Source organism: Actinacidiphila sp. bgisy167, from assembly GCF_965342175.1.
Lineage (GTDB): Bacteria > Actinomycetota > Actinomycetes > Streptomycetales > Streptomycetaceae > Actinacidiphila.
Genome location: NZ_CBDRBL010000092.1, coordinates 1 through 26,292, shown reverse-complemented (window position 1 = coordinate 26,292; position 26,292 = coordinate 1). Strand labels below are relative to the sequence as shown.

The window sequence follows — 26,292 nt, the reverse complement described above, 5'->3', positions numbered from 1 at the left end:
GCCGTGCGCCTCAGCGACCGCGCATCGACCGGTAGGTGGCGACCAGCGCCTTCGAGGAGGCGTCCAGCCCGGCCACATCGGAACCCATCGTCAGAGCGGGCTCCACCCGCTTGGCGAGGACCTTGCCCAGCTCGACGCCCCACTGGTCGAAGGAGTCGATGTTCCAGACGGCACCCTGCACGAAGACCTTGTGCTCGTAGAGCGCCACCAGCTGACCCAGGACGGACGGGGTCAGCTCCTTGGCGAGGATGGCCGTCGTGGGGTGGTTTCCGCGGAAGGTGCGGTGCGGGACCTGCTCCTCCGGCACACCCTCGGCGCGGACTTCCTCACTGGTCTTGCCGAAGGCCAGGGCCTGCGTCTGGGCGAAGAAGTTGGCCATCAGCAGGTCGTGCTGGGCGGCGAAGGCCGCCTCCAGCTCGTTGACCGGGTTGGCGAAGCCGATGAAGTCCGCCGGAATGAACTTCGTTCCCTGGTGCAGCAGTTGGTAGTAGGCGTGCTGTCCGTTGGTGCCGGGCGTGCCCCACACCACCGGGCCGGTCTGCCAGTCGACGGGCTGTCCGTCGCGGTCCACGTACTTGCCGTTGGACTCCATGTCGAGCTGCTGCAGGTAGGCCGTGAACTTCGACAGGTAGTGGCTGTACGGCAGCACCGCATGCGCCTGCGCGTCGAAGAACTGGCCGTACCACACGCCCAGCAGACCCATCAGCAGCGGCGCGTTGGCCTCCGCGGGAGCCGTGCGGAAGTGCTCGTCGACCAGGTGGAAGCCGGCGAGCATCTCCCGGAACTGCCCCTCGCCGATGGCGATCATCAGCGAGAGCCCGATCGCGGACGGGTAGGAGTAGCGGCCGCCGACCCAGTCCCAGAACTCGAACATGTTGTCGGTGTCGATGCCGAACTTGGCGACCTCGGCCGCGTTCGTGGACACCGCGACGAAGTGGAAGCGCACCGCGTTCTCGTCGTCGCCGAGCCCGTCGAGCAGCCACTCACGCGCCGACGTGGCGTTGGTGATGGTCTCGATGGTGGTGAACGTCTTGGAGGCGACGATGAACAGCGTCTCGGCGGGGTCCAGGCCGTGCAGCGCCTCGTGGAGGTCGGCACCGTCCACATTGGAGACGAAGCGGAAGGTCAGGTCGCGGTCGGTGTAGGGGCGCAGCACCTCGTAGGCCATCGCCGGGCCCAGGTCGGAACCACCGATGCCGATGTTCACCACGTTCTTGATGCGGCGTCCGGTCGAGCCGACCCACTTGCCCGTGCGAACGGAGTGCGCGAAGCTCCCCATCCGGGTGAGCACATGGTGGACCCCGGGCACCACGTTGACGCCGTCGACGGTGACGTCGGTCGACTGCGGAGCGCGCAGCGCCGTGTGCAGCACAGCGCGGTCCTCGGTGACGTTGATCTTCTCGCCGCGGAACATGGCGTCGCGCAGCGCGGCGACACCGGTGGACGCCGCCAGGTCGCGGAGCAGACGCAGCGTCTCGTCGGTCACCAGGTGCTTGGAGTAGTCCAGATGGAGATCGCCGACCTGCACGGTGTAGCGCCGGGCGCGGTCGGGGTCGGCGTCGAACAGCTCCCGCAGGTGGGTCGCGCCCAGCTCCTCGCGGTGCTCGGCGAGCGCGTGCCACTCCGGCCGCTGGTCGAGACGGATTCGGTCCTGCGTATGGGTATCGGACATCAGTCCACTTCTCCTCGTCCTCCTGCTGCAGGTCCAAACTAGTTGATTACGCGCACGCCGTTGTCTCACGTCCGCCGTCTGGCGTGGTGACGATCGGGCGAAGAACGGGCAACGCGCAGCCCACCAGAGCGGCCGCGAGCAGCAGTGGGGCGTTGGGGCCGAGTATCTGGGCCACGGCGCCTCCCAGCAGGGCGCCGAGCGGGGCGCCCGCGACCCCCAGCGTGCGCATCGCGGAGCTCACCCGGCCCAGCAACTTCTCGGGCGTGCGCTGCTGCATCAGGGTGGTCTCGTTGGTGTTCCAGACCGTGCCGAGGGCCCCGAAGACGGCCAGGGCGGCCGCGGTCACCGTCAGGGAGCGCACGGTGCCGGCCAGGACCAGGCAGCCGGCCTGGAGGGCGAGCCCGGGCGCGAGGCTCCCGGTGCGGCCCCCCATCAGCGCGGAGATCCGCCCCGCGGCCGCTCCCCCGGCCACGCTGCCCGCACCGTACGCGAACAGCACGACGGCGTATCCCGTGTGTCCCGCGTGGAGCCAGCCGGTGACCTGCAGGACGAGGGTCGCCACCAGGGCCCCGATGCCCACGTTGACCACGGTGTTGGCCGCGCACAGCGCCCGCAGCACCCGGTCCCGCCACAACACGCGTATCCCCTCGGCGATGTCCTGCCGCAGGGTACGGCCCGCCGCCCGCGCGTCCCTTTCGGGGGCGGCGGGCCGCAGCGAGGCCACGAGCACGGCCGCGACCGCGTAGGTCAGGGCGTCCACCCAGAACGGCAGCGCGGCCGTGGTGCCGAACAGCACCGGCACCATCGGCGCGGCGAGGAAACCGTGAGCGCGCCCCGCACGGCGTCCACCGCCCACATGGCGCGGCGCTGGTCCACTCGGTCGGCGACCGCCCCGCCGAGCAACCCGAAGAGAATCCAGGGCAGGTAACCGGCCGCGGTGACCAGCGAGACCAACAGCGGTGAGTCCGTCAGGCCCACCGCGAGCAGGGGCAGCGCCGCCGCTCTCAGCCCGTCACCGAAACGCGAGACCGCCGCGGCCGTCCACAACCGCCCGAACCCGCCCCGCCACCCGGGCGCGCACTCTGTGCCCTGCGCGATGCCGACACTCATGGAACCCCCGCTCACCGATCCTCACCCTTGGGCACAGACCGTAGCGGGGGCCACTGACAATGCCGTGTCCTGCCAGGTCAGAAGCCTCCGCGGTGCAGTCGCTCACCGTAGTGGCGCTCGAGGACGAGGTTGCGCTCAAAGCCGCCGGGCACGTTGGCCGAGACGTAGACCGGGGCCTGGTGGCCCTCGGCGGTCATCAGACCGACGGCCTCGGCGACCGCCATCTGCACGAGCAGGGCCGAGGTGATCGTGGAGATCCCGCAGAGCGAACCGCCGTCGGGGAGCGGGAGCAGCGCGTCGCCGGTCGGCGCACCGTTGTCCAGGACGACGTCGGCGAGAGCCGCCAGGCGCTTGCCGCTGGCGTGCCGCGCCGGGACGGACCAGGTGTGCTTGAGCGAGGTGAGTGCGATCAGCGGGTGACCCGCCTCCTTCACATGGAGGGCGAAGTCCACGATCGAGTTGTTGACGCCGGAGTTGGAGATCACCACGAAGACGTCGCGCGGGTGCGGGCCGGCCAGTTCGTACAGACGCTTGCCGAGCCCCGGCGACCGTTCCAGCAGGGGGTCGGAGAGCACTGAGACGTCGTCACCGCCCCGGATCACCAGGTCGGACAGCCCGATGCGGTTGGTGGGGATCAGCCCGCCGGCACGCCCGGCGATCTCCAGCGCCGTCGCCTGCGAGTGGCCGGTTCCGAAGGCCTGGACGACGCCGTCCGCGGCGACACAGTCGGCCAGCACCCGGGCGGCGGCGGCCACGGAGTCCTTGTTTGCGGCGACCACGCGGTCGATGACCGTCCTCGCCTCGTCGGCGAAGCGCGCAGCGGTGATCGTCACGTCGTCGGCTGCCATGGCCGGTCCCCCTGAGTCCAGTGATCCGGTGGGTGCTCCCCGGAAACGATGGACGAGAGGTCTAGTCCACGTCAATCCCCCCCTGTGGGGATGTTCCTACGGGCCGTCCGAACCGTCCACGGTGGGACTCCGCTCACCGCCCGCTCAACCGCAGCCGGGCCAGAGCCAGCGCGCCCGCGCCGCCGTCGCGCACCGTCAGGACGTCGAGTCCCATCTCCTCGGCGCGGGCCACGACGCGGCCGAGCAACGGCCCCGCAGGCCCCAGCAGCCCACCGGTGACGACCAGGGGTTCGCCCGGGCGCGGGCCCAGCGCGGCGACCGTGGCGGCGAGTTGGTCGGCGGCGTCATCCAGCAGGGCTACGGCGACCTCGTCGCCGTCCCGGTCCGCCGCGACGGCGAGCGGACTCAACCGGGCCAGTCGCACCGGGGGTTCGGCGTACACCAGCGGCACCAGGCGGTTGCGCAGCACAAGGCACTCGTGCCCGCCTGGGCGCTCCTGCGCCAGGTACGGACCACCGGGAGCGCCCAGGTAGTGGGAGAGCACGGCCTCGACCAGGATCGTCCACGGCCCTCGGCCGTCCAGCGCGCGCAGGGCGGCGCGCATGACCTCGCGACCCAGCCAGAAGCCGCTGCCCTCGTCACCGACCAGCCATCCGTTGCCGTCCGCGACGAGGGTCTGGCTGCGCTTCTCGATCCGCGCGGCCACGGCTCCGGTGCCGGCGACCAGGGCCAGTCCGTCGGCCGGCGTTCCGGGCGCGGAGGCGAAGGCCACTTCGATGTCGCCGCAGACGGTCACCTCACGCGTGTGGATGCCATGACTCTCGAGCGCCGCCCGCAGACAGGATGCGGCCAGTTCGTGCCCCGTCTCGGGACCGGTGCCGAGCGCCGCGCCGGCGAACCCGCCCACGACGCTCACGACCTCGTCTCTGCGGGCCTCCGGGACCGCACCGCGGATGGCGTCCGCGAGATGCTGCGTCAGCGCCACGCGTTCGACGGACATCGCGTTGCCCGGACCGCCCACGCCCTCGCCGACCACCGCGCCGTCGGGCGCCGCCTCGGCCAGATAGGCGCGCGTCCGGGTTCCGCCCGCATCGATACCGATCACCAGAGACACGACTGGGAGTATACGGACCGGTTACACAGCGGCAGGACGTGACGGGCCCGGTCCGCGAAAGAAGGGTCTTCCTCGCGGGCCGGGCCCGTGGAGCTTCAGCCGGTACGGCTCAGATCTCGCCGCGCAGCTTGGCCAGCGCCTCGGCGAGGATCGCCTCGCCATCGGCAGCGCTGCGCCGCTCCCGCACATACGCCAGGTGCGTCTTGTACGGCTCGGTGCGCGGCGGCGCCGGCGGGTTCTCCTCGTCCTGACCGGCCGGGAAGCCGCAGCGCGGGCAGTCCCAGGTCTCCGGGATCTGCGCGTCACTCGCGAAACTCGGCCGGGTCTCGTGCCCGTTGGAGCACCAGAAGGAGATGCGAAGCCGCGGCGCGGACTCGCCCCGCTCGGCCTCACCCATCGGCCCCGCCCCGACCCGACTACCACGGATCGCGTTGCCACTTGCCACGGTCGTAACTCCCTGCGTGATGGTGCTGCGAGGTCGCCCAGTTTACGGAGACCGGTTCACCCCGCGCCTGCGGGGAAAGGGCACCGTATCCCATGACGCCCTCCCATGATAAGTCGCGCCGACGACGAGGCGTCAGTTCTCCCTGGAAGCGGGAGACTCGGTCACTTCTGGAACTTCAACACAAGCCCGAGGACGACAATGCAGGCAAACCACAGCAGACCGATCACAACGGTGATCCGGTCGAGGTTGCGTTCCGCCACCGAGGAACCGCCGACGGACGACTGCATGCCGCCGCCGAACATGTCGGACAGACCGCCGCCCTTGCCCTTGTGCATCAGCACGAGCAGCAACAGCAGCAGGCTGAAGATGATGAGGGCGATGGAAAACCCGATGACCACAGCTGGACCAACTCTCTCGGTGACCTAGGACGACGCGGGGGCCGGGCCGCTGCTGCGCAGCGCTCCGACCCCCGACAGGGTACTTCGGGCAGGGCCCGACAGCCTACTGCCGCGAACCTTACTGATCGCGGAAGCGGATGATCTTGACGAACTCCTCCGCGTCCAGCGCCGCACCGCCGACCAGGGCACCGTCGACGTCGGGCTGCGCCATGATCGCCGCGATGTTTCCGGCCTTGACCGAACCGCCGTACTGGATGCGGATCGTGTCCGCCGCCTCCTGGTCGTACAGCTCGGCCAGACGGCCGCGGATCGCCCCGCAGACCTCCTGGGCGTTCTCGGGGGTCGCGACCTCGCCGGTGCCGATGGCCCACACCGGCTCGTAGGCGATGACCAGGGTCGCGGCCTGCTCGGCCGGGATGTCCTCGAGGGCGCCGTCGACCTGCGCGAGGGTGAAGGCCACCTGCTCGCCGGCCTTGCGGACGTCCAGGCCCTCGCCGACGCAGACAATCGGCGTCAGCTCGTGCCGGAACGCCGCCTTGACCTTGGCGTTCACCTGCTCGTCGGTCTCGTTGTGGTACTGGCGGCGCTCCGAGTGGCCGATGACCACGTAGGAGCACTTGAGCTTGGCCAGCATCGAGCCCGAGATCTCACCGGTGTAGGCGCCGGAGTCGTGCGCCGACAGGTCCTGGGCACCGTACTTGATCTTCAGCTTGTCGGCCTCGATCAGCGTCTGCACCCCCCGGAGGTCGGTGAAGGGAGGCAGCACGACGGCCTCGACGGCGTCGAAGTCCTTGTCGTTGAGCGCGAAGGCGAGCTTCTGGACGTGGGCGATGGCCTCGAGGTGGTTGAGGTTCATCTTCCAGTTGCCCGCCATGATCGGCGTGCGCGTGGTCATCGGGTCAGTCCTCCAGTGCGGCGAGGCCGGGGAGCGTCTTGCCCTCGAGGTACTCGAGGCTCGCGCCGCCGCCGGTCGAGATGTGGCCGAAAGCGGTCTCGTCGAAGCCCAGGATGCGGACGGCCGCGGCCGAGTCGCCGCCGCCGACGACGGTGAAGGCCGGACTGTCGACCAGGGCCTGGGCGATCGCGCGGGTGCCCTCGGCGTAGTCGGGGTGCTCGAAGACGCCCATCGGGCCGTTCCAGAAGACGGTGGCCGCGTCGGCGAGCTTCGAGGCGAAGAGCTTGCGGGACTCCGGACCGATGTCCAGGCCCTCCAGGTCGGCGGGGATGGCGTCGGCGCCGACGGCCACCGGGTTGGTGTCGACCGGGTTCCTCAGGTCCGGGAAGTCCGGGGAGGCGACGACGTCCACGGGCAGCACGAACTCCACGCCCCTGGCCTTCGCGCGCTCCAGGTACTCCGTGACCGCGGGGATCTGGTCCTCCTGCAGCAGGCTCTTGCCTACCTCGTGGCCCTGGGCCTTGAGGAAGGTGTAGGCCATGCCGCCGCCGATCAGGATCCGGTCGGCGCGCTCCAGCAGGTGGTCGATGACGCCCAGCTTGTCGGAGACCTTGGCGCCGCCCAGCACCACCGCGTACGGACGGGACACGTCCTCGGTGAGCTTCCTCAGTACGGCGACCTCGGTGGCGATCAGCAGCCCCGCGGCGTGCGGCAGCCGGGCCGGCAGGTCGTAGACGGAGGCGTGCTTGCGGTGCACCGCGCCGAAACCGTCACCCACGTACAGCTCGGCGAGCGCGGCCAGCTGCTCGGCGAAGGCGCCGCGCTCGGTGTCGTCCTTGCTGGTCTCGCCCGGGTTGAAGCGCAGGTTCTCCAGCAGCGCCACCGAGCCGTCGGTGAGGGCGTCCACCGTCGCGCGGGCGCTCTCGCCGACCGTGTCGGTCGCGAAGGCCACCTGCGCGCCGAGGAGCTCGCCCAGGCGCGCCGCGACGGGAGCGAGCGAGAACTGCGGGTCGGGCGCGCCCTTGGGGCGGCCCAGGTGGGAGGCGACGATCACCTTGGCGCCGGCTTCGGCCAGCTTGGCGATGGTCGGCACGACGGCCCGGATGCGGCCGTCGTCGGTGATGGTGGTGCCGGACAGCGGCACGTTGAGGTCGGCACGCACGAACACGCGCTTGCCGCCGACCCCCTCGTCGACGAGTTCGTCGATCGTCTTCATGGTGGAGGCTCCCCTGCCTTGGTCCTGACTGGTCGGATCGCCCGTACCGCCACGGTCATGGGACAGGGCCCGGACGACGGCACGTCGTTCGGACCCTGTCCTCATCGCATGACGGGCGGTCGAGCGGGTGTCAGAGCTGGCCGCCGACGAACACGGTCAGGTCGACGAGACGGTTGGAGTAGCCCCACTCGTTGTCGTACCAGCCGATGACCTTGACCTGCTTGCCCTGCGCCATCGTCAGCGAGGAGTCGAAGGTGCAGGAGGCCGGCCAGTTGACGATGTCCGAGGAGACGATCGGGTCCTCGGTGTACTCCAGGATGCCCTTGAGCTGGCCCTCGGCGGCCTTCTGGAAGGCGGCGTTGACCTCGTCCTTGGTGACCTCGCGCTCGAGCTCGATGACCAGGTCGGTCACGGAGCCGGTGGGGACCGGGACGCGCATGGCGATGCCGTCCAGCTTGCCCTTCAGCTGCGGCAGCACCAGGGCGGTGGCCTTCGCGGCGCCGGTCGAGGTCGGGATGATGTTCTCGGCGGCGGCACGGGCGCGGCGCAGGTCCTTGTGCGGGAAGTCCAGGATGCGCTGGTCGTTGGTGTACGCGTGCACGGTGGTCATCAGACCCTTGACGATGCCGAAGTTCTCGTCGAGAACCTTGGCCATCGGCGCCACGCAGTTGGTGGTGCAGGACGCGTTCGAGATGATGTTGTGCGTCGCCGGGTCGTACTTCTCGTGGTTGACGCCCATCACGATGGTGATGTCCTCGTCCGAGGCCGGCGCCGAGATGATGACCTTCTTGGCGCCGCCGTCGAGGTGCTTCTTGGCGTCGGCGGCCTTGGTGAAGATGCCGGTGGACTCGATCACGATGTCGACGCCGAGCTCGCCCCACGGGATGTCGGCGGGGTTGCGCTCGGAGAGCACCTTGATGGTGTGGCCGTCGACGGTGATGGAGTCGGCGGTGTGCGAGACCTCGGCCTTGAGGCGGCCCAGGATCGTGTCGTACTTGAGCAGGTGGGCGGTGGTCGCCGTGTCACCCAGGTCGTTGACAGCCACGATCTCGATGTCCGCACCCTGGTCCAGGGCGGCACGGAAGAAGTTGCGACCGATGCGACCAAAGCCGTTGATGCCTACGCGGATCGTCACGAACCGATCTCCTCGCTGATGTGCCCGAAGCCGTTTCGCTCCGGCTGCGACGTATTGGGATGTCCCCGACCAAGGACGACCCTACCTCCCCGGGCACCCGCCGGTGACATCGACGCCACGGGTGCCCGCCGTACGGACCGGTAACCGGCCCGGGGCGGGCGGGCCGCGACGGGCTCAGCCCACCATTTCCTCGGTCAGGTTGGACTCGGTGCCCGGGATGCCGAGGTCCGAGGCGCGCTTGTCGGCCATCGCCAGCAGGCGGCGGATCCGGCCCGCCACCGCGTCCTTGGTGAGCGGCGGTTCGGCGAGCGAGCCGAGCTCCTCGAGCGACGCCTGCTTGTGGTCCATGCGCAGCCGGCCGGCCGCCGCGAGGTGCTCGGGCACGTCGTCCCCGAGGATCTCCAGGGCCCGCTGCACTCGCGCGCCCGCGGCGACCGCGGCGCGGGCCGAACGGCGCAGGTTGGCGTCGTCGAAGTTGGCGAGCCGGTTGGCGGTGGCGCGCACCTCACGCCGCATCCGCCGCTCCTCCCATGCCAGCACCGACTCGTGGGCGCCGAGCCGCGTCAACAACGCGCCGATGGCATCACCGTCACGGACGACCACGCGGTCGACGTTGCGGACCTCGCGCGCCTTGGCCGCGATCTGCAGCCGGCGGGCGGCGCCGACCAGGGCGAGCGCCGCCTCGGGTCCGGGGCAGGTGACCTCCAGGGACGAGGAGCGACCGGGCTCGGTGAGCGAGCCGTGGGCCAGGAAGGCGCCGCGCCAGGCGGCCTCGGCGTCGCAGGTGGCCCCGGACACGACCTGCGGGGGCAGCCCCCGGATGGGACGGCCCCGGCCGTCCACCAGACCGGTCTGGCGGGCCAACTGGTCACCGCCGGCGACCACCCGCACCACGTACCGGCTGCCGCGGCGCAGCCCGCCCGGCGCCATGACCACCAGGTCGGAGGAGTGCCCGAAGATCTCCAGGATGTCCTTGCGCAGCCTGCGCGCGGCGATGCCGGTGTCCAGCTCCGCCTCGATCACGATCCGTCCGCTGACCAGGTGCAGTCCACCCGCGAACCTCAGGATCGCCGAGACCTCCGCCTTCCGGCAGCAGGTCCGGGTGACGGGAAGCCGGGAGATCTCGTCCTTCACCGCTGCCGTCATCGCCATGGGCCGATCCTTCCATGCATACGAAAAATCCGGTCGTACGCGGCCGCCAGCAGTTCCGGATCGTGCCGCGGCCCGTCGGGGGCGGCGACCCGGGCCAGCTCCACCGTGCCCGACAACCGCTCGGCTGCCTGTATGAGGCTGTCGCGGTCGAGTACGGCGGCCTCGTCGGCCAGCACCACGTCGATGGTGAGTTTAGGGGCGTGTCGGGCCAAAACCTCCAAGTGACGCTGCGGAGAAAAGCCCTCGGTCTCACCCGGTTGCGGCGCGAGGTTCAGGGCGAGCACCTTGCGGGCCCTGGTCTCCATGAGCGCGGACACCAGATCGGGCACCAGCAGGTGGGGCATCACGGAGGAGAACCACGAACCGGGGCCGAGCACCACCCAGTCCGCGTCGAGCACCGCCTGGACGGCTTCGGGGACGGCCGGCGGGTCGTGCGGCACCAGTTGCACCTCCTGCACTTCGCCGGGGGTGAGGGCGACGGTGGCCTGGCCGTGCACGGTCGTGACCTCGTCCGGCCTCGCGGGGTCGTGGCCGCGCACCGTGGCCGTGAGCTCCAGCGGCACCGCCGACATGGGCAGCACCCGGCCGTGGGCGCCGAGCAGCCGGCCCACCCACTCCAGGGCCGCCACCGGGTCCCCGAGTTGCTCCCACAGCGCCACGATCAGCAGGTTGCCCACGGCGTGGCCGTGCAGTTCGCCCTGGCTGACGAAACGGTGCTGGACGACCTGGGACCAGGTCCGGCCCCACTCGTCGTCGCCGCACAGCGCGGCCAGCGCCTTGCGCAGGTCGCCGGGCGGCAGCACGCCCATCTCCTGGCGGAGGCGGCCGCTGGAGCCGCCGTCGTCGGCGACCGTGACCACGGCGGTCAGGTCCTGGGTGATGCGGCGCAGCGCCGAGAGAGAGGCGGACAGTCCATGTCCGCCTCCCAATGCCACGACTTTGGGCGTCGCCCCGCTGCGTCCTGCCGACCGGCGAAAGCGCCGAGTCGTCCTGATCACTCGCGCCCCATGTCCCGGTGGACGACCACCGTCTCCACCCCGTCGCCGGACAGCCGGGCGGCCAGGCGCTCGGACATGGCCACGCTGCGGTGCTTGCCACCGGTGCAGCCGACCGCGATGGTCACGTAGCGCTTGCCCTCGCGGCGGTAGCCGGCGTTGACGATGTGCAGCAACTCCGCGTAGCGGTCCAGGAACTCCTTGGCGCCAGGCTGGTTGAAGACGTAGGTGGCGACCTCGTCGTTGAGACCGGTGTACGGGCGCAGCTCCGGCACCCAGTGCGGGTTGGGCAGGAAACGGCAGTCCGCGACCAGGTCGGCGTCGACGGGAAGGCCGTACTTGAAGCCGAAGGACATGACGGTGGCCCGCAGCTCCGGCTCCTCCTCGCCGGCGAACTGGGCGTCCATCTTGGCCCGCAGCTCGTGGACGTTGAGGCTGGAGGTGTCGATCACCAGGTCGGCGTCGCCGCGCAGCTCGCTCAGCAGCTCCCGCTCCTTGGCGATGCCGTCGACGATGCGCCCGTCGCCCTGCAACGGGTGCGGGCGGCGCACCGATTCGAAGCGCCGCACCAGCGTCTCGTCGGACGCCTCCAGGAAGAGCACCCGGCGCTTGACCCCCTTGGTGTCCAGATCCGCGAGGGACTCGCGGAGGTTGTCGAAGAAGCGCCGGCCGCGGACGTCCACGACCACCGCGATCCGCGCCACGTTGCCCTGGGAACGGGCGCCGAGGTCGACCATGGTGGGGATGAGGGCCGGCGGGAGGTTGTCCACGACGAACCAGCCGAGGTCCTCCAGGCACTTGGCCGCGTGGCTGCGCCCGGCACCGGACATGCCTGAGATGATCACGAGTTCGGGGATGGCCTCGGCGGCCTCGCCCGCTCCTCCGGTCGTCACCTGTGCTCCGTCTCCGTCGTTCGCATGCATCAGTCGTGCCCCCGTTCCATGAGGACGGTCACCGGACCGGCCGTCCCCTCTTCCTCGATGATCTCTCCTGTGGCGGTGTTCACCGCCGGTCCGGCAGGGGCGGCCCCGGCCAGCGCGGCAAGCACGGCCTCGGCGGTGCGCGGCCCGACCCCCGGGACCTCGCAGATCTGCTCGACCGTCGCCTGCCGCAGCCGCTTGAGCGAGCCGAAGTGCTTGAGCAGTGCCTGGCGGCGGCTCTCGCCGAGGCCCGGCACCGAGTCCAGGGCACCGGCCCTCATGGATGTGGAGCGCTTGGTGCGCTGGTAGGCGATGGCGAAGCGGTGGGCCTCGTCACGCACCCGCTGCAGCAGATACAGGCCCTCGCTGGTGCGGGGCAGGATGACCGGGTCGTCCTCACCGGGCAGCCAGACCTCCTCCAGGCGCTTGGCCAGGCCGCACACGGCCACGTCCTCCACGCCGAGCTCCTCCAGGGCCCGCTGGGCGGCGGCGACCTGCGGCTGCCCGCCGTCGACGACGACCAACTGCGGCGGATAGGCGAACTTGCGCGGCCGGCCCGTGTCCGGGTCGACGGGTCCGCCGGCGGCCTCCGCGTCGCCTCCCGCGTCCCCGCCGGCACCAGTGGCGCCCGAACCGCCGTCGCCGTCGACCCACTCGCCCGTCTTCTGCTTCTCCAGCAGGTAGCGGCGGAAGCGCCGGGAGACCACCTCGTGCATCGACCGGACGTCGTCCTGGCCGGCGAAGCCCTTGATCTGGAAGCGGCGGTACTCGCTCTTGCGGGCCAGCCCGTCCTCGAAGACCACCATCGAGGCCACGACGTCGTCACCCTGGAGATGGGAGATGTCGAAGCACTCGATGCGCAGCGGCGCCGAGTCCAGGTCCAGCGCCTCGGCGATCTCCTCCAGCGCGCGAGAGCGCGTGGTGAGGTCGGACGCCCGCCGGGTCTTGTGCAGCGCCAGAGCCTGCTGCGCGTTGCGCTGCACGGTGGCCATCAGGTCCTTCTTGTCGCCGCGCTGCGGTATCCGCAGGCTGACCTGTGAGCCTCGGCGCTCGGTGAGCCACTGCTGCACCGGCTCGCAGGGCTCGGGCAGCGCGGGCACCAGCACCTCCTTGGGCACCCCTTCGCCCTGCTCCTCGCCGTACAGCTGCTGCAGGGCGTGCTCGACCAACTCGGCGGTGCCGACCTCCTCGACCCGGTCGGTCACCCAGCCGCGCTGGCCGCGTACCCGGCCGCCGCGGACGTGGAAGATCTGGACTGCGGCCTCCAGCTCGTCCTCGGCGACGGCGATCAGGTCGGCGTCTGTGGCGTCGGCGAGGACGACCGCGTTCTTCTCCATGGCGCGTTTGAGCGCCTCGATGTCGTCGCGGAGCCGCGCGGCCCGCTCGTACTCCATCGCGGCGGCAGCGTCCCGCATCTGCTGTTCCAGGCGGCGCAGATAGGTGCCCGTCCGACCGGCCATGAAGTCGCAGAACTCCTCGGCCAGTTCGCGGTGCTCCGCGGCGCTGACCCGGGCGACGCAGGGGGCCGAGCACTTGCCGATGTAACCCAGGAGGCAGGGGCGGCCGATCTGCGCGGAGCGCTTGAACACCCCTGCGGAGCAGGTGCGCACGGGGAAGACCCGCAGCAGCAGGTCCACCGTCTCGCGGATCGCCCAGGCGTGCGCGTACGGGCCGAAGTAGCGCACGCCCTTGCGCTTGGGGCCGCGCATCACCTGGACGCGGGGGAACTCCTCGTTGAGGGTGACGGCGAGCGAGGGGTAGCTCTTGTCGTCGCGGTACTTCACATTGAAGCGCGGGTCGTACTCCTTGATCCAGGAGTACTCCAGCTGCAGCGCCTCGACCTCCGTGGTCACCACCGTCCACTCCACGGAGGCGGCGGTGGTGACCATGGTGCGGATGCGCTGGTGCAGGTTCGCGAGGTCCTGGAAGTACGAGGAGAGCCTCTGGCGCAGGCTCTTCGCCTTCCCGACGTAGATCACCCGGCCGTGCTGGTCCCGGAACTTGTACACCCCGGGGGAGTCCGGAATCTGTCCCGGCTTGGGGCGGTAGCTGGAGGGATCGGCCATGTCCCCACCCTACTGATTGACGGTGACATTCCCGTCGTCTCAGGCCCCGGCCACGGCGATGAGCTTGCCGTCCTTGACCTGGACGTCGAGCGTGGTCAGCGGCTTCGTCGCGGGGCCGGTGCGGACCGCGCCGGTGGCCGCGTCGAAGACGCTGCCGTGGCAGGGGCAGGACAGGGCGGTGCCCTCCACCGTGTCGCAGGTGCAGCCCTGGTGGGTGCACACGGCGCTGAAGGCCCGGTAACTGCCCTGCGTGGGCTGCGCCACGACGATCCTGGCCTCGCGGTAGAGCTTGGCCCCGCCGACCGGGACCTCGGTGGCGGCGCCCAGCTCCACGGGGCCGTCGGGGACCGCCGAGCCGGGACCCGTGCAGGCCGTCAGGCCGACCCCCGCGACGCCGGCGAGGGCCGCGCCCTTCAGAACGGTTCGGCGGCAGGGGGGCAGGACGGGGGTGTCGGCCATGGGTACTCCGCTTCGGCACATAAGAGAAGAGCTTGAAAGCTGTACTTTACGTGCCGAAGCCGAGGCGATTGTCAGGGCTTCGCCGCCGCCTTCTTTCGCGGGGCTGCCCGCTTCTTGGCCGGGGGCGGCGGAGCGTCGGAGATCCGCTCGGCGCCCAGGATGTCCCTGAGGAACTTGCCGGTGTGGCTCGCGCCCACTCCCGCGACCTGCTCCGGGGTGCCCTCGGCGATCACCAGACCACCGCCGCTGCCGCCCTCGGGGCCCATGTCGATGACCCAGTCCGCGGTCTTGATCACATCCAGGTTGTGCTCGATGACGATCACGGTGTTGCCCTTCTCGACCAGCCCGGAGAGCACCTTGATCAGCTTGCTGATGTCCTCGAAGTGCAGACCCGTGGTGGGCTCGTCCAGCACGTAGACCGTGCGGCCGGTCGAACGCTTCTGCAGTTCGGAGGCGAGTTTCACACGCTGGGCCTCGCCACCGGACAGGGTCGTGGCGGACTGCCCCAGCCGGACGTAACCCAGCCCGACCTCGGTGAGGGTGCGCAGATGCCGGGCGATCGTCGGCACGGCCTCGAAGAAGTCCAGTGCCTCGGAGATCGGCATGTCCAGGACCTCGGCGATGGACTTGCCCTTGTAGTGGACCTCCAGGGTCTCCCGGTTGTACCGGGCGCCATGGCAGACCTCGCACGGCACATAGACGTCCGGGAGGAAGTTCATCTCGATCTTGATCGTGCCGTCGCCTGAGCAGTTCTCACAGCGGCCGCCCTTGACGTTGAAGGAGAAGCGGCCCGGCAGATAGCCGCGCACCTTCGCCTCCATCGTCTCGGCGAAGAGCCTGCGCACGTGGTCGAACACACCGGTGTACGTGGCCGGGTTGGAACGCGGGGTGCGGCCGATCGGCGACTGGTCGACATGGACGACCTTGTCGACCAGGTCGTCACCGGCGACACGGGTGTGCCGGCCCGGGACGCCCCGGGCGCCGTTCAGCTCACGGGCCAGGTGGGTGTAGAGGATGTCGTTGACCAGGGTCGACTTCCCGGAGCCGGAGACGCCGGTAACCGCCGTGAAGACACCCAGCGGGAAGGACACGTCGATGTCCCGCAGATTGTTCTCCCGGGCACCGTGCACGGTCAGCCGGCGCTCCCCGTCGACCGGGCGCCGCGTCTGCGGGATCGGGATCTGCCGCTTGCCCGCCAGGTACTGGCCGGTCAGCGACTCCTTGTTGCGCAGCAGCTCCTTGAGCGAACCGCTGTGCACCACCTTGCCACCGTGCTCACCCGCACCCGGGCCGATGTCCACCACCCAGTCGGAGGTCTTGATGGTGTCCTCGTCGTGCTCCACCACGATCAGGGTGTTGCCGAGGTCGCGCAGCCGCACCAGGGTCTCGATGAGCCGGTGGTTGTCCCTCTGGTGCAGGCCGATCGACGGCTCGTCCAGCACATAGAGCACGCCCACCAGGCCTGAGCCGATCTGCGTCGCCAGCCGGATGCGCTGGGCCTCACCGCCGGAGAGGGTACCGGCCGCCCGGTTGAGCGACAGGTAGTCCAGACCGACGTCGACCAGGAAGCGCAGCCGCTCGTTGACCTCCTTGAGCACCCGTTCGGCGATGGTCTTCTCGCGGGCGCTCAGCTTCATGCCGCGCAGGAACTCCGCGCAGTCACTGATGGACATCGCTGCGACCTCGGCGATGGACTTGCCCTGGACGGTGACCGCCAGCACGATCGGCTTGAGGCGGGTGCCCTCACAGGTGGGGCAGGGCACCTCGCGCATGTACCCCTCGAAGCGCTCCCGGCTCGAGTCGCTCTCGGACTCCGCGTGCCGGCGCCGCACGAAGGGGATCGCCCCCTCGAAGGAGGTGGTGTAGGAGCGCTCGCGCCCGTAGCGGTTGCGGTAGCGCACCGCGATCTGCGTCTTGTGGCCGTTGAGGAGTGCCTTCTTCGCACGCTGCGGCAGCCCCGCCCAGGGGATGTCGGTACGGAAGCCCAGCTCGTCGGCGAGCGCGCCGACCAGGCGCTGGAAGTAGTCCCGTGTGTGACCGAGCGACCAGGGTGCGATGGCGCCCTCGTCGAGGGACTTGTCCTCGTCCGGGACGATGAGCTCCGGGTCGACCTCCATGCGGGTACCGATGCCGGTGCACTCGGGGCAGGCGCCGAAAGGCGAGTTGAAGGAGAAGGAGCGCGGCTCCATCTCTTCGAAGGACAGGTCGTCATAGGCGCAGTAGAGGTGCTCGGAGAACATCCGCTCGCGCTGCGGGTCGTCCTCGGGGAGGTCGACGAAGTCCAGGATCACCATGCCGCCGGACAGGCCCAGGGCGGTCTCGACCGAGTCGGTCAGCCGGCGCTTGGCGCTCTCCTTGACGGTGAGGCGGTCGACGACCACCTCGATGGTGTGCTTCTCCTGCTTCTTGAGCTTCGGCGGGTCGGTCAGCTGGATGGTCGCACCGTCCACCCGGGCCCGGCTGTAGCCCTTGGTCTGCAGGTCGAAGAAGAGGTCGACGAACTCGCCCTTGCGCTCGCGCACCAGCGGCGACAGCACCTGGAAGCGGGAGCCCTCCTCCAGTTCGAGTACCCGGTCCACGATCGCCTGGGGCGACTGCCGGGAGATCGGCCGGCCGCATTCGGGGCAGTGCGGCTTGCCGATGCGAGCGAAGAGCAGGCGGAGGTAGTCGTAGACCTCGGTGATCGTGCCGACCGTCGAGCGCGGGTTGCGCGAGGTGGACTTCTGGTCGATCGAGACCGCCGGCGACAGGCCCTCGATGAAGTCGACGTCCGGCTTGTCCATCTGGCCCAGGAACTGCCGGGCGTAGGAAGAGAGCGACTCCACGTAGCGACGCTGGCCCTCGGCGAAGATCGTGTCGAACGCCAGGGAGGACTTGCCCGACCCCGAGAGGCCGGTGAACACGATGAGCGAGTCCCGTGGCAGGTCGAGCGAGACATTCTTCAGATTGTGCTCGCGAGCGCCACGGACGGTGAGACGATCGGCCACGCCAGTGCGCACCTTTCAAAAGACAGACAAGGGGACAGCACCCCCAGACAGCCTAAACGGGGCGCCAACGAGTTTTCTTCCGGTCGAGATGACAGCGAGCCTATAGCACGCACATTCGATTTCAGGCATCGGTGCGGTAGCTTCACCCGAACGAGTGGCCGCGCGGTCGTCCTCACAGTGGGGACGCCGCCAGGACCGAACACCCGGCCCCGGAAGTCTGTCCAACGACCCGATCCCGTCCGCGATGCGGCCGAGCTCCGTGCGGCCACCGGACGGCTGATCGAGACCGTTGCCGCCATGCCCCCTCGTCCGCCGCCGGGCCCTCGCTCCTCCCGGGCTGGTCGCGCGGCCATGTGATGTCCCACCTCGCGCGCAAACGCCGACCCGCGGGTCACCTCATGACCTGGGCCCGCACCGGCGAGGAGACCCCGCAGTGCGGGTCGGCGGCAGCCGCGGCAAGGACAGCGAGAAGGGCGCCGGCCGCACGCTCGCCGGGCACCTCGGCGACCTGCGGCACTCGGCCGACCGGCTGTCCCCGGCCATCGAGGGGCTGCCGCCGCGGAAGTGGGCGGCACAGGTCGTCATGCGCTCCGGGCGGGTGATCGCCGCGGCGGGGATCCCGCGCCTGCGGCTCATGGAGGTCTCCTCCCCCACGTCGACCTCCGTCTGGAGTCCACCTTCGCGCACCTCCCCGAGGACTCCGCGGCCCGGGAGCTCCGCGCCGTCATCGCCCTCCGGCCACCAGGGGGTCGCCGCCGTCCGCGTCCGCGACACCGACAACGGCGAGAAGTGGTCGATCGGCGCCGCCGCCGATCCCGGACTCACCGTCGTCGGCCCCCCGGCACGCGCTGCTCGCCCGGGTCAGCGGCCGCTCCGGCTGCGAGGGTCTGAGCGTGCGGCCGGAGCGGCCCCCGCCGGTGCTGCCGCCACTAGCTAGGCTGACGGCATGACGTACAGCGGCGAAGTCAGGGTCGGGGGCGCGCCCGACGTGCACGAACTGAAGGACCTCATCATCACCAAGGTCGCGGTCGGCCCCATGGACAACAACGCGTATCTGCTGCGCTGCCGCTCCACCGACGAGCAGTTGCTCATCGACGCGGCGAACGACGCGCACACGCTCCTCGAGGTCGTCGGCGGCGACGGTCTCGCGTCCGTGGTGACCACGCACCGGCACGCCGACCACTGGCAGGCGCTGCAAGCGGTGGTCGACGCCACTCGCGCCCGCACCTACGCGGGCCGCCACGACGCCGAGGGGATCCCCGTCCCCACGGACGTGCCGGTCGAGGACGGTGACCGGATCCGCGTCGGCCGGGTCGAGCTCACCGCCCGGCACCTGGTCGGGCACACACCCGGCAGCATCGTCCTCGTCTACGACGACCCCCACGGTCACCCGCACGTCTTCACCGGTGACTGCCTGTTCCCGGGCGGCGTGGGGAACACGCACAGCAACCCGGACCACTTCACCAGCCTCTTCGAGGGCGTCAAGGCCAAGCTCTTCGACCGCCTGCCCGACGAGACCTGGGTCTATCCCGGTCACGGCAGGGACACCACGCTCGGCGACGAGCGCCCCCACCTCGACGAATGGCGCGAGCGGGGCTGGTAGCAAGCCTGCGGCGGCGCCCGCCGGGGCGCCGCCGCAGACCGGGGCGTCACCGCGGCCGGATCCGACGCAGGGGTGCCGCGGCGGGCTGCCGAGCACCCCTGCCGGGCACGAGGCCCCCGGGGTCAGACGTCGATGTGCTCCTCGTCGCGCCCCTCCACGGCCGCCTGCTTCCGCGACGCCATGAGGCTGGTCACCGTGGTGACAGCAAGGACCGCCACGATGAAGCCGAGGGAGAACGGGATGCTGATCTCGGGGACGTGCACCCCCGACTCGTGCAGGGCGTGCAGCACGAGCTTCACCCCGATGAAGCCGAGGATGACCGACAGCCCGTAGGAGAGGTGGACGAGCTTTTTCAGCAGACCGCCGATCAGGAAGTACAGCTGACGCAGGCCCATCAGGGCGAAGGCGTTTGCGGTGAAGACGATGTACGGGTCCTGGGTGAGGCCGAAGATCGCCGGGATGGAATCGAGGGCGAACAGCACGTCGGTGGTGCCGATCGCCAGCATGACCACCAGCATCGGGGTCATGACCCGCTTGCCGTTCTGCTGGATGAAGAGCTTGGTGCCGTGGTAGCGGTCGGCGACGCCGAAGCGGCGTTCGGCGGCCTTGAGCAGCCTGTTCTCCTCGAACTCCTCGTCGTGCTCCTCGGCGCGGGCCTCCTGGATCAGCTTCCACGCGGTCCAGATGAGGAAGGCGCCGAAGATGTAGAACACCCAGGAGAAGCTGGCGATGATGGCGGCGCCGGCGGCGATGAAGATCGCGCGCAGGACCAGCGCGATGAGGACGCCGAAGAGCAGGACGCGCTGCTGGTACTGGGTCGGCACCGCGAACTTCGCCATGATCAGGACGAACACGAAGAGGTTGTCGACACTGAGCGACTTCTCTGTGATGTAGCCCGCGAAGAACTCGCCCGCGGGCCCGCCGCCGGCGAAAAGCAGCAGGCCGACGCCGAACAGGGCGGCCAGGACGATCCAGACGATCGTCCAGGTGCCGGCTTCCTTGACCGACACCTCGTGGGGCTTGCGCCCGATGAAGAAGTCGGCGGCGATAAGGGCGCACAGACCGGCGATGGTCAGCACCCACAGGGTGAGGGACACGTCCACGCAATTCCTCCGGCAGATGGGCTGGCGATTGTCAGCGTTGTCGCTGCCGGAGGTCTCTTCCACCCGGGCCAGTGGGCCGGGCCGGTGTCCCGGGGCCGTTCGGCCCGTGCTGGCGGGATGCACCGCATGCAGGGAGTACTCCCCTCCGCGTAAAGGACACTACATGAAATCCCAAGGAAAGGTAAAGAGAGTAAAGTCACGGTCAACCGGATAGCTGGAGCGCGCCCCCGACCGGCCTGCGGGGCGGCCGGTCCGGGCCGGGTCACGGGCGACCCGGGTCATAGGTGCGGCGCGCCGCCGCCACCTGGCGCAGCACCTGGAGGAGGACCGCGCTGCCGGGCGGGGCGAGCAGCGGTTCGTACGTCCAGGCGTGGCCGACCCAGGGGTCCGCGAGGTGATCGTCGGCCTCCGGGGTCAACCGCATCATCGAGCGCCACAACGGGTCGAGGAGCGGCCCGTACTCGCGAGCGTCCCCGCGGTCGGCGACCAGAAGGAGATGGACGCCGACCTGCGGACCCTCGTCGGCGAGATAGCGCAGTCGGTTGATCGTCCGGTCGTCGAACCCCTGCGGGAAGTCGTTGACGACCAGCACCTGGCGCGCCGGGTCCCCGCTCGGGGGCACCCCGGCGGGCGCGCCGGCACGCAGCGCCATCTGAGCCAGGTCGACCTGCCGGGTGAGGCGGGCGAGCACCGCCGCCACGCCGCCGGCTCCCGCGGCAGGCGGTTCGTGCAGCGCGTCGGAGTCCGTGAACGGGGCCAGCGCGGCAGCGGCAGAACCCACCGGATCGACGACCTGGACGGCGCACTCCCCGGCCGGGTAGGAGGCGAGCAGGCGTGCGGCGAGCGCCACGGCCACCTCCACCGCCCGGCGGCGGTCCTGGGCGCTGTCCACCCACAGACCCCGCTCCAGGGGCAGCCGTACCAGCAGGGGGACGCGCAGTTCGGGTCGCTCCGGCAGGTGGAGGTCGCCGAGCCGGACAGCCATGGGCGGGTCGGCCGGGACGCGGTAGCCGTGCCAGACCGGGCTCTCCCAGCCCGCGTAGGGCGGCGGCAGTGCGGGCTCGACGACCTCGGCCTCGGCGGTCAGCTGGTCCAGGTCGCGGTCGAGCACAGCACGGGCCCGGTCCACCAGCTCGGCTTGGCGGGCCCTGGCCTGGTCGCGGGCGGCGTCGGCGGCGGGACCGACGCGGGTGCGCGGGTCGGCGAGGAGGGTGTCCAGTTCCTGGTCGAGACGGGACTCGGCGAAAGCGACGGCGCTGCGGTAGGCGGCCACTGTGCGGGCCAGGTCCTCGAACATGCCCCAGATCTGGTTGTGGAGCCGTTCCTCCATGCTCCGGCCGGCGGCGTCACCGGCGACGGGCGCGTACGCCGAGGCCGTCGCGGGCCCAGGCCGGACGGCTTCCGTGGGAACGGAAGGCGAGGTCGACGGCGGGGGCAGTGGCGGTGCCGAGGCGGCCGGTTGCGGCGAGGTGGGCGCCGCGGGCGCAGACCGGACGGCGTCCGCGAGCCGGGCGGCCACGGCGTCCGCGTCGGGACGGTTCAGCCCGTGGTCGCGCAGCAGCTCGGCGATTCCGCCCGCGTAGCCCTGGCCGAGCGCCCGTACCTTCCAGGCGCCCCGGCGTCGATAGAACTCCAGGGCGACGATCGCCGCCTCGCTGCTCAGGCCAGTGACGGTGAAGCTCACGAACGGCGCCCCGCCGGAATCTGCGACGGTCAGGTGCGGGGCGGGGCAGGCCCCGAAACGCGTCGGCGCTGCCGCGCCCGGCGGCAGCGCCAGCAGGATGTGCACGCGGTCCACGTCCGCCGGGACGGCCGCCAGGTCCGCGGTGACGCGTTGCTCGGCGGCGAGGAGCGCGGGCGCCTCGATCCCGGGCAGTCGCGGCGCCCCGGGGTGGGCGACGGAGCCGGGGCCGCTCACCCGCCCCTGCCCGTCGCCCAGCGAGACACCGGCCAGCACCGGGGTGCCGGCCGGCACCCGCACGTCCAGTGAGGTGCCGGGAAGCGGATGGTTCTGCCCGTGGACCAGTTCGATCATCGTGCCCACCCCCCCGTGGACGGTCAGAGCGCCGGCACGATGGCCGGCATGAGGTCCTGGAAGGTACGGCCGTTGGCCGGGGAGCCGATCGCGGTCATGGACCAGCCGTCGCCACTGCGCTGCACCTTCGCCATGATCTGCGCCGTGTAGTTGCCGCCCCCGGTCAGGGTGTAGCGCGCCAGCTCCTGGCCGTTGGTCTCGTCGACCAGGCGGCAGAAGGCGTTCTGCACCTCCTGGAAGGTCTGCCCGGTGAAGGAGTTGACGGTGAAGACGATCTGGTCGACATGCACCGGCACCCGCTGCAGGTCGACCAGGATCGCCTCGTCGTCACCGCCCTGTCCGGCACCGCCGACGAGGTTGTCGCCGGTGTGCCGGACCGAGCCGTCGTCGCTGACGAGGTGCTGGAAGAACACGACGTCCACGGGCTGCTTGCCGGCGAAAAGCACCGCGGAGGCGTCGAGGTCGATCTCCCGGGTGCGGGAACCGAACAGACCGCGACGCGGGGCGGCCTGCCAGCCGAGTCCCATGCGAACCGCTGTGAGGCTTCCCCCGTCCGACTTCTGCAGGCTGATCTTCTGGCCCTTGGTCATGTTGACCGTCACGCGCTGTCCCCTCTCGACCGTTCTGCCGACGTGCGGTTGCGTCGCACCCTAGGGGAGACGCGCCGGTAGGTCACCGTGGTTCGGCAGACTTCAGGGCAGCCGCTGCGGTCAGGCCACGCCGGCCTCCCTCATCTGCCGCAGCTCCTTCTTCAGTTCGCCCACCTCGTCGCGCAGCCGGGCCGCGACCTCGAACTGCAGGTCCGCGGCGGCGGCGTGCATCTGCTCGGTCAGCTCGGCGATCAGGTCGGCCAGTTCGGCGGCGGGCAGGCTCTTGGCCTCCCGCTTCTCGCCCGCCTTGGCGGACAGCCCCGGCACCGGAGCCTTGCCGCGCGAACGCTGGCGGCCCGAACCCAGCAGCTCCTCGGTGTCGGCGTCCTCACGGGCGAAGGAGTCCAGGATGCCCGCGATCTTCTTCCGCAACGGCTGCGGGTCGATGCCCCGCTCCTCGTTGTAGGCGATCTGCTTGGCCCGGCGCCGGTTGGTCTCCTCGATGGCCTTCTCCATCGCCGGGGTGATCTTGTCCGCGTACATGTGGACCTGACCGGATACGTTGCGCGCCGCGCGGCCGATGGTCTGGATCAGGGAGGTGCCGGAGCGCAGGAAGCCCTCCTTGTCGGCGTCGAGGATGGCCACCAGCGACACCTCGGGCAGGTCCAGGCCCTCGCGGAGCAGGTTGATGCCGACCAGTACGTCGTACTCGCCGGCCCGCAGCTCGCGCAGCAGCTCCACCCGGCGCAGGGTGTCGATGTCGCTGTGCAGATACCGCACCTGGATGCCGAGTTCCAGCATGTAGTCGGTGAGGTCCTCGGCCATCTTCTTGGTGAGCGTGGTGACCAGGACCCGTTCGTCGCGCTCGGCGCGCAGCCGGATCTCGTGGACGAGGTCGTCGATCTGCCCCTTGGTGGGCTTGACGATCACCTCGGGGTCCACCAGGCCGGTCGGGCGGATGATCTGCTCGACCACACCGTCGCCGCGGGAGAGCTCGTACGAGCCGGGGGTCGCGGACAGATAGACCGTCTGGCCGACCCGCTCCAGGAACTCCTCCCACTTCAGCGGGCGGTTGTCGAGGGCGGAGGGCAGCCGGAAGCCGTGGTCGACCAGGGTGCGCTTGCGCGAGGCGTCGCCCTCGTACATGGCGCCGATCTGGGGCACGGTGACGTGCGACTCGTCGATGACGAGCACGAAGTCCTCGGGGAAGTAGTCGATCAGCGTGGACGGGGCGGAGCCCGCCTCACGGCCGTCGATGTGCCGCGAGTAGTTCTCGATGCCGGAGCAGGTGCCGATCTGCCGCATCATCTCGATGTCGTACGTGGTGCGCATCCGCAGGCGCTGCGCCTCCAGCAGCTTGCCCTGCTTCTCCATGACCGCGAGCTGCTCGCCCAGCTCCTTCTCGATGCCGGCGATGGCCCGCTCCATGCGCTCCGGGCCGGCGACGTAGTGGGTCGCGGGGAAGACGTAGAGCTGCTGGTCGTCGGTGATGATCTCGCCGGTGAGCGGGTGCAGCGTGTACAGGGCCTCGATCTCGTCGCCGAACATCTCGATGCGGACGGCGAGCTCCTCGTAGACCGGGAAGATCTCGATGGTGTCGCCGCGCACCCGGAAGGTGCCGCGGGTGAACGCGACGTCGTTGCGCGCGTACTGGATGTCGACGAACTTGCGCAGCAGGGCGTCACGGTCGATCTCGTCGCCGACCCTGAGCCGGACCATGCGGTCGACGTACTCCTGGGGGGTGCCGAGGCCGTAGATGCAGGACACCGAGGCGACGACGACAACGTCGCGGCGGGTCAGCAGCGAGTTGGTGGTGGAGTGGCGCAGCCGCTCCACCTCCTCGTTGATCGAGGAGTCCTTCTCGATGTAGGTGTCCGTCTGCGGGACGTACGCCTCGGGCTGGTAGTAGTCGTAGTACGACACGAAGTACTCGACCGCGTTGTTCGGCAGCAGCTCGCGGAACTCGTTCGCCAGCTGGGCGGCCAGGGTCTTGTTGGGCGCCATGACCAGGGTCGGGCGCTGCAGCCGTTCGATCATCCAGGCGGTGGTCGCCGACTTTCCGGTGCCTGTGGCGCCGAGCAGGACGACATCGTTCTCCCCCGCGCGGACGCGCCGCTCGAGGTCGTCGATGGCGGCCGGCTGGTCGCCGCTGGGCTGGTAGGGGCTGACGACCTCGAAGGGCGCCACAGTGCGTTCGATGTCTGATACGGGCCGCATGGGTCAACGGTACGACCCCCCACCGACAACCGGCTCCGACCTGCCCCGGCCGAGGGTCGCAGGGGTGCCGCGGCCGCCGTCTGGCGGCCTCCGGCCTGTGCCCGGCGGGCGGACACCCGGCGGCCACCGCGCGTGACACGGCCTCGGGCCGCCGCCGCGGACCGGGCAAGCGGGGCGGCAGACGTGCGGGCACAAGCGTGGCTCGCCACCCCCGCCTCGCGGCCGCCGAGGCGGCACGCCGTCGCGCGGACCCCGCTCATCTGGCCCCGGGCAGCGCGGTGATGCGGTCCAGGGGCCCGTACGGCCCCGCCGCCAGGGCGGCGCGCAGGGCGGCGACGACCTCGCCGGGGCTCCGGGTGAGGGCGGCGGGCGCGACTCTCAGCACACGCAGCCCCGCCGACTCCAACCGGCCGCGCCCGGTCCCCGGGCCGAGGTCGAGGACGAGGCCGTCCCGTACCCAGTAGGCGTCGGGCGAGCCGAGGAAAGCACCGTCGAACCGGAGCGTGGGACGCCACAGGGGTTGGCGCAGCCCGGCCCGCGCCACCAGGGCGCGGGCCATCGGCTCGGCGGAGGCGGCCCGCGGCCCGCAGTCCATGGCGTCCAGGAAGGCCGCCACGGTGGGGCGCCGGGCCAGCACCGCCCCGCCCAGTTCCGCGGCGAGCGCGGGGGCGGGCACCCCGAGCGTCACGACCAGTTCGCGGACCACCTCCAGGGCCCACTCGGGGTCGACGGACTCCCGCACGCCGTCAGCCGCCGCCCGCACCAACGGCGCCACGGGCACACCGGCCACGGCGTCGGGCGCAGGGAGCCCGCGGACATGGTGCACCCGCGCCCAGGTGTGGGTACGGATGCGGCGCCCGCTCGGGACGAGCACGTCCACCACCGGGAGGCCGCACGGTGGCGCGGCCACGCCGACACCGTGCAGGGCGAGCCCCGCCGCGCCGGTGATCATGGCCGGGAGCTGGGGGTGACCGGCGAAGGCCAGCGCCGCCCTGGACCGCTGCGCGGCGGTGAGCGGACCGGTCTGCAGGACGACCACCCGGGGCAGCGGGCGCTGCCACCGGCCACCGGGTCGGCACCACTCGCGCAGCCTGCTCTGCGGAACGCCCGCCGCGGCGAGCTGGGCGACGGTGGTGACCCGGTCCTGCTCGCGGGCGAGCCAGCGGACGGCGGGGGCGAAGTCGTTGCGCGTCATGCGCGCCCCATCCCCCCGTGCGGCCGGTCTCCCACCGCCTGTGACAGACCTGTCGAGAACGGCCACCCTCACGGGTGGCGCGGCGTGCGGCCGGTTGCCGCCGCGTCCCCGTCCGGGACCGGCTGTCAGTGCCCCGT

The 26,292-nt window shown here is 70.9% G+C and carries 20 protein-coding genes and 2 pseudogenes; 2 read left to right on the top strand and 20 right to left on the bottom strand.

Annotated features, from left to right (window positions below):
- Nucleotides 1–10 precede the first annotated feature (10 nt).
- The 15 genes and pseudogenes from pgi to uvrA all read right to left on the bottom strand — a co-directional run bounded on the left by pgi (nucleotide 11) and on the right by uvrA (nucleotide 17,412).
- Nucleotides 11–1,672 (bottom strand): glucose-6-phosphate isomerase, encoded by a 1,662-nt coding sequence (pgi, locus tag ACRWND_RS26465; RefSeq protein ID WP_431953652.1) that lies wholly within the window; start codon nucleotides 1,670–1,672, stop codon nucleotides 11–13.
- Between the two features lie 46 nt (nucleotides 1,673–1,718).
- Nucleotides 1,719–2,782: pseudogene (locus tag ACRWND_RS26460) on the bottom strand (MFS transporter).
- 77 nt (nucleotides 2,783–2,859) lie between these two features.
- Entirely contained in the window at nucleotides 2,860–3,630 is a 771-nt protein-coding gene (locus tag ACRWND_RS26455) for a sugar isomerase domain-containing protein (RefSeq protein WP_431953650.1), read from the bottom strand.
- A gap of 133 nt (nucleotides 3,631–3,763) precedes the next feature.
- Complete coding sequence (locus ACRWND_RS26450) at nucleotides 3,764–4,744, bottom strand: N-acetylglucosamine kinase (protein ID WP_431953648.1); 981 nt, start codon at nucleotides 4,742–4,744, stop codon at nucleotides 3,764–3,766.
- Between the two features lie 109 nt (nucleotides 4,745–4,853).
- Nucleotides 4,854–5,189, bottom strand: a complete 336-nt coding sequence (locus ACRWND_RS26445) for an RNA polymerase-binding protein RbpA (RefSeq protein WP_361803309.1) — start codon at nucleotides 5,187–5,189, stop codon at nucleotides 4,854–4,856.
- 161 nt (nucleotides 5,190–5,350) lie between these two features.
- Nucleotides 5,351–5,587: a preprotein translocase subunit SecG gene (gene secG, locus ACRWND_RS26440; protein WP_431953645.1), complete on the bottom strand. Its 237-nt coding sequence runs from the start codon at nucleotides 5,585–5,587 to the stop codon at nucleotides 5,351–5,353.
- A 118-nt stretch (nucleotides 5,588–5,705) separates the two neighbouring features.
- Nucleotides 5,706–6,482: a triose-phosphate isomerase gene (gene tpiA, locus ACRWND_RS26435; protein WP_431953643.1), complete on the bottom strand. Its 777-nt coding sequence runs from the start codon at nucleotides 6,480–6,482 to the stop codon at nucleotides 5,706–5,708.
- A 4-nt stretch (nucleotides 6,483–6,486) separates the two neighbouring features.
- Nucleotides 6,487–7,698, bottom strand: coding sequence for a phosphoglycerate kinase (locus ACRWND_RS26430; RefSeq protein ID WP_431953641.1), 1,212 nt, complete (start codon nucleotides 7,696–7,698; stop codon nucleotides 6,487–6,489).
- Nucleotides 7,699–7,828: 130 nt separating this feature from the next.
- Nucleotides 7,829–8,833 (bottom strand): type I glyceraldehyde-3-phosphate dehydrogenase, encoded by a 1,005-nt coding sequence (gap, locus tag ACRWND_RS26425; RefSeq protein ID WP_431953639.1) that lies wholly within the window; start codon nucleotides 8,831–8,833, stop codon nucleotides 7,829–7,831.
- A gap of 174 nt (nucleotides 8,834–9,007) precedes the next feature.
- Complete coding sequence (gene whiA, locus ACRWND_RS26420) at nucleotides 9,008–9,985, bottom strand: DNA-binding protein WhiA (protein ID WP_319136625.1); 978 nt, start codon at nucleotides 9,983–9,985, stop codon at nucleotides 9,008–9,010.
- On the bottom strand, nucleotides 9,976–10,983 hold the full coding sequence (locus ACRWND_RS26415; RefSeq protein WP_431953636.1) for a gluconeogenesis factor YvcK family protein: 1,008 nt from the start codon (nucleotides 10,981–10,983) through the stop codon (nucleotides 9,976–9,978). The genes whiA and ACRWND_RS26415 overlap by 10 nt, the downstream gene beginning before the upstream one ends.
- Complete coding sequence (rapZ, locus tag ACRWND_RS26410) at nucleotides 10,980–11,903, bottom strand: RNase adapter RapZ (RefSeq protein WP_431953635.1); 924 nt, start codon at nucleotides 11,901–11,903, stop codon at nucleotides 10,980–10,982. Before rapZ ends, ACRWND_RS26415 begins: the two co-directional genes overlap by 4 nt.
- Nucleotides 11,903–13,966 carry an excinuclease ABC subunit UvrC gene (uvrC, locus tag ACRWND_RS26405; RefSeq protein WP_431953633.1) on the bottom strand — a complete coding sequence of 688 codons (2,064 nt, stop codon included), beginning with the start codon at nucleotides 13,964–13,966 and terminating at the stop codon, nucleotides 11,903–11,905. Before uvrC ends, rapZ begins: the two co-directional genes overlap by 1 nt.
- A 39-nt stretch (nucleotides 13,967–14,005) precedes the next feature.
- Complete coding sequence (locus tag ACRWND_RS26400) at nucleotides 14,006–14,425, bottom strand: Rieske (2Fe-2S) protein (protein WP_431953631.1); 420 nt, start codon at nucleotides 14,423–14,425, stop codon at nucleotides 14,006–14,008.
- 71 nt (nucleotides 14,426–14,496) lie between these two features.
- Nucleotides 14,497–17,412 (bottom strand): excinuclease ABC subunit UvrA, encoded by a 2,916-nt coding sequence (uvrA, locus tag ACRWND_RS26395; RefSeq protein ID WP_431953629.1) that lies wholly within the window; start codon nucleotides 17,410–17,412, stop codon nucleotides 14,497–14,499.
- 356 nt (nucleotides 17,413–17,768) lie between these two features.
- On the opposite strand from uvrA, the pseudogene ACRWND_RS26390 reads away from it, so the two are divergent.
- Both ACRWND_RS26390 and ACRWND_RS26385 read left to right on the top strand, forming a co-directional pair.
- Nucleotides 17,769–18,349 (top strand): annotated as a pseudogene (locus ACRWND_RS26390) (maleylpyruvate isomerase N-terminal domain-containing protein).
- A 9-nt stretch (nucleotides 18,350–18,358) separates the two neighbouring features.
- Nucleotides 18,359–19,015 carry an MBL fold metallo-hydrolase gene (locus ACRWND_RS26385; protein WP_431953628.1) on the top strand — a complete coding sequence of 219 codons (657 nt, stop codon included), beginning with the start codon at nucleotides 18,359–18,361 and terminating at the stop codon, nucleotides 19,013–19,015.
- A 122-nt stretch (nucleotides 19,016–19,137) separates the two neighbouring features.
- Here the strand turns inward: ACRWND_RS26385 and ACRWND_RS26380 are convergent, their stop codons facing one another.
- From ACRWND_RS26380 to ACRWND_RS26360, 5 genes are all read right to left on the bottom strand, one after another.
- Nucleotides 19,138–20,118, bottom strand: coding sequence for a TerC family protein (locus tag ACRWND_RS26380; protein WP_431953626.1), 981 nt, complete (start codon nucleotides 20,116–20,118; stop codon nucleotides 19,138–19,140).
- A gap of 262 nt (nucleotides 20,119–20,380) precedes the next feature.
- Entirely contained in the window at nucleotides 20,381–22,153 is a 1,773-nt protein-coding gene (locus tag ACRWND_RS26375; protein WP_431953624.1) for a TerD family protein, read from the bottom strand.
- A 23-nt stretch (nucleotides 22,154–22,176) separates the two neighbouring features.
- Complete coding sequence (locus ACRWND_RS26370; protein WP_431953622.1) at nucleotides 22,177–22,755, bottom strand: TerD family protein; 579 nt, start codon at nucleotides 22,753–22,755, stop codon at nucleotides 22,177–22,179.
- 108 nt (nucleotides 22,756–22,863) lie between these two features.
- Nucleotides 22,864–24,960 carry an excinuclease ABC subunit UvrB gene (gene uvrB / locus ACRWND_RS26365; RefSeq protein WP_431953620.1) on the bottom strand — a complete coding sequence of 699 codons (2,097 nt, stop codon included), beginning with the start codon at nucleotides 24,958–24,960 and terminating at the stop codon, nucleotides 22,864–22,866.
- A 256-nt stretch (nucleotides 24,961–25,216) separates the two neighbouring features.
- Nucleotides 25,217–26,155, bottom strand: coding sequence for a hypothetical protein (locus ACRWND_RS26360; RefSeq protein ID WP_431953618.1), 939 nt, complete (start codon nucleotides 26,153–26,155; stop codon nucleotides 25,217–25,219).
- Nucleotides 26,156–26,292: the final 137 nt, after the last annotated feature.

Bases quoted from the DNA above. Each gene is read 5' to 3' on its own strand.
- pgi (WP_431953652.1), bottom strand. From the start codon at position 1,672: ATGTCCGATACCCATACGCAGGACCGAATCCGTCTCGACCAGCGGCCG.
- ACRWND_RS26455 (WP_431953650.1), bottom strand. From the start codon at position 3,630: ATGGCAGCCGACGACGTGACGATCACCGCTGCGCGCTTCGCCGACGAG.
- tpiA (WP_431953643.1), bottom strand. From the start codon at position 6,482: ATGACCACGCGCACGCCGATCATGGCGGGCAACTGGAAGATGAACCTC.
- ACRWND_RS26430 (WP_431953641.1), bottom strand. From the start codon at position 7,698: ATGAAGACGATCGACGAACTCGTCGACGAGGGGGTCGGCGGCAAGCGC.
- whiA (WP_319136625.1), bottom strand. From the start codon at position 9,985: ATGGCGATGACGGCAGCGGTGAAGGACGAGATCTCCCGGCTTCCCGTC.
- rapZ (WP_431953635.1), bottom strand. From the start codon at position 11,903: ATGCATGCGAACGACGGAGACGGAGCACAGGTGACGACCGGAGGAGCG.
- uvrC (WP_431953633.1), bottom strand. From the start codon at position 13,966: ATGGCCGATCCCTCCAGCTACCGCCCCAAGCCGGGACAGATTCCGGAC.
- ACRWND_RS26400 (WP_431953631.1), bottom strand. From the start codon at position 14,425: ATGGCCGACACCCCCGTCCTGCCCCCCTGCCGCCGAACCGTTCTGAAG.
- ACRWND_RS26385 (WP_431953628.1), top strand. From the start codon at position 18,359: ATGACGTACAGCGGCGAAGTCAGGGTCGGGGGCGCGCCCGACGTGCAC.
- ACRWND_RS26375 (WP_431953624.1), bottom strand. From the start codon at position 22,153: ATGATCGAACTGGTCCACGGGCAGAACCATCCGCTTCCCGGCACCTCA.
- uvrB (WP_431953620.1), bottom strand. From the start codon at position 24,960: ATGCGGCCCGTATCAGACATCGAACGCACTGTGGCGCCCTTCGAGGTC.
- ACRWND_RS26360 (WP_431953618.1), bottom strand. From the start codon at position 26,155: ATGACGCGCAACGACTTCGCCCCCGCCGTCCGCTGGCTCGCCCGCGAG.